This window comes from Rhizobium metallidurans, from assembly GCF_014196505.1.
GTDB lineage: Bacteria > Pseudomonadota > Alphaproteobacteria > Rhizobiales > Rhizobiaceae > Rhizobium > Rhizobium metallidurans.
Window position 1 is genome coordinate 1 of the sequence record NZ_JACIDW010000056.1, and the last position, 2,599, is coordinate 2,599.

Genomic DNA, 2,599 nt, shown 5'->3' on the forward strand with positions numbered 1-2,599 from the left:
AGGTGACGATCCGACAACCAGCTGCCGGGCGGGTGGCCACCCGCCCGGCAGAAACAACTATCTCATATTTTGATCATCCAAGAAGATGCCGGCAGGCAGATGAGGGGGCCACACGGACGACTTTCTCCATCACCCACCCCACCCCAAAGAGGGCTCACCCATGACCGCCCTCCTGCTGCGCGACCTCAAACTCTCCATCCGCGCCGGCGGCGGTGCACTCGTCGGCGTGTTGTTCTTCCTCACCGTCGTCGCCGTCATCCCCTTCGGCGTCGGCCCGGATCTGGCGCTGCTGTCGCGCATCGGCCCGGCCATCGTCTGGATCGGCGCGCTGCTCGCGGCACTCCTCGGCCTCGACCGCCTCTTCCAGGCGGAACGTGACGATGGCGCGCTCGATCTGATGCTGATGCAGGAGACGCCGCTGCTGCTGACCGTGCTCGTCAAGTGCGTGGCGCACTGGCTCGCCACCAGCCTGCCGCTGGTGCTCGCCTCGCCGCTGCTCGGTCTGTTCATGAACATGAGCGAGAGGGCGATCGGCGCCACCATGCTGACGCTCCTGGTCGGCACGCCGGCCATCACGCTGATCGGCGCGGTGGGCGCGGCGGTCGCCGTGGCGCTTCCGCGCGGCGGTCTGCTGGTGTCGATCCTGGTGCTGCCGCTGACGATCCCCGTGCTGATCTTCGGCGTCAGCGCCAGCTACGCGGCCGTCGAGGGGCCTTCCCCCTTCCTGCCGCCCTTCCTGATATTATCCGCGCTCACCCTATTCTTCGCCGTCATCGGGCCGGCGGCGGCGGCACTGGCGCTGCGCAACACATCGGATTGATCATCGGCTTGATTGCCGAAAACGGCGGATCGCGCTAAGGAGACGGCATGACCGAGAATAGCCTTGCCATCGCCAAATTCAGCGATCTCGCCAACCCCACGCGGTTCCTGGCGCTCGCCGCGCGCCTCATTCCGTGGATGGCAGGCATCACCGCGCTCTGTTTCATCGTGGGGCTGTATCTCAGCTTCACGACCGAGGGCGACTACCAGCAGGGCGAAACCGTCCGCATCATGTATATCCACGTTCCGGCCGCCTGGCTGTCGATGATGGGCTACACGATCATGAGCCTGTCGGCGATCGGCACGCTCGTCTGGCGCCACCCGCTGGCCGATGTCTCGGCCAGGGCCGCTGCCCCCCTCGGCGCCGCCTTCACGCTGATCGCGCTCGTCACCGGCTCGCTCTGGGGCAAGCCGATGTGGGGGACGTGGTGGGTCTGGGATGCGCGGCTGACCTCCGTCTTCATCCTGTTCCTGATGTATCTCGGCCTGATCGCGCTCAATCGCGCCATGGAAGACCCGGGCAAGGCCGCGCGCCTCTCGGCCGTCCTCATCCTCGTCGGCTTCGTCAATATCCCGATCATCAAGTTCTCCGTCGACTGGTGGAACACGCTGCATCAGTCGGCGAGCGTGCTGCGCCTCGACGGCCCGGCGATCGACCCGGAATTCCTGCGCCCGCTGCTGGTCATGGCTCTTGCCTTCACCATGCTGTTCCTGACGCTGCATGTCATGGCGATCCGCAACGAGATCTGGCGCCGCCGGATTGCCGCCCAGCGCCGGCTCGCCGCGCGCCTGGCAAGCCGCGAGGGTTAAACAGATGACGCAATCCTACGCCTTCTATGTCTATGGTTCCTACCTCTTCGCCGGCGCGGTCACCATTGGCGTGACGCTCTGGACATGGTTCGACGGCCGCGCCCGCCGCCGCGAACTCAAGGCGCTCGAAGCCTCCGGCATCCGCCGCCGCTCGAGCCGGAGCAAAAATGCCTCCCACAGCAAGGCCAGCCCATGACAGACGCGCCGAACACCGAACCCATGCCAGCCGCAGCCCCGCCGCAGGCGCCGAAGGCGCGGCGCGGTATCGGCCGCTACGGTTTCGCGCTGATCCCGCTTCTCGTCTTCGCCGGCATCGCCGGCACGGCAGGCAAGATGCTCTACGACCAGGATGTGCACGGCAAGAGCAGCACCGATATTCCCTCGGCGCTGATCGGCACAAAGGCCCCGGCGCTCGACCTGCCGCCGCTCGAGGGCTCCAACGTGCCGCCACTGACCGACGCCGCCATTCAGGGCAAGCTGACGCTGGTCAACGTCTTCGCCTCCTGGTGCCTTCCCTGCCGCCAGGAGCATCCGATCCTGAAGGAACTGGCGAAAGATAGCCGGCTTAACATCGTGGCGATCAACTACAAGGACAAGAACGACAACGCGCTCGGCTTTCTCGGCGAGCTCGGCAACCCCTACAAGGCGATCGGTGTCGATCCGAAGGGGCAGGCGGCGATCGACTGGGGCGTCTACGGCATCCCCGAAAGCTACCTCGTCGCCCCCGATGGGACGATCCTCTACAAGCGCGTCGGCCCGTTCGACGATATCAGTTTGAAAGAGGGGCTTTATCCGGCGATGGAGAAGGCTTTGGGGAAGGCGGGGTTGTAAGGGGGCTTTAGCCGTGCGGCCCCTGCGGGCGGTAAGTGTCGGAGCCCGGAGCCCCCTTGCATGTTCATTTTGCGTTGATTGTCTGATGATCGACGCGCACTCCGACGGATGGCCATCCGTCGGAGTGCGGACGTTCGGG

The 2,599-nt window shown here is 65.8% G+C and carries 4 protein-coding genes; all 4 read left to right on the forward strand.

What is annotated here, in order from left to right; translation table 11 throughout:
- Nucleotides 1–160 precede the first annotated feature (160 nt).
- From ccmB to GGQ67_RS24990, 4 genes are read left to right on the forward strand one after another with little or no spacing between them, the layout of a single operon-like run.
- Entirely contained in the window at nucleotides 161–820 is a 660-nt protein-coding gene (ccmB, locus tag GGQ67_RS24975; protein ID WP_183902794.1) for a heme exporter protein CcmB, read from the forward strand.
- Nucleotides 821–867: 47 nt separating this feature from the next.
- Entirely contained in the window at nucleotides 868–1,629 is a 762-nt protein-coding gene (locus GGQ67_RS24980; RefSeq protein ID WP_183902795.1) for a heme ABC transporter permease, read from the forward strand.
- Nucleotides 1,630–1,633: 4 nt separating this feature from the next.
- A complete protein-coding gene (gene ccmD, locus GGQ67_RS24985) occupies nucleotides 1,634–1,825 on the forward strand; it encodes a heme exporter protein CcmD (protein WP_183902796.1) in 192 nt (63 codons plus the stop codon).
- Nucleotides 1,826–1,848: 23 nt separating this feature from the next.
- Entirely contained in the window at nucleotides 1,849–2,460 is a 612-nt protein-coding gene (locus GGQ67_RS24990) for a DsbE family thiol:disulfide interchange protein (protein ID WP_246400340.1), read from the forward strand.
- Nucleotides 2,461–2,599 lie beyond the last annotated feature (139 nt).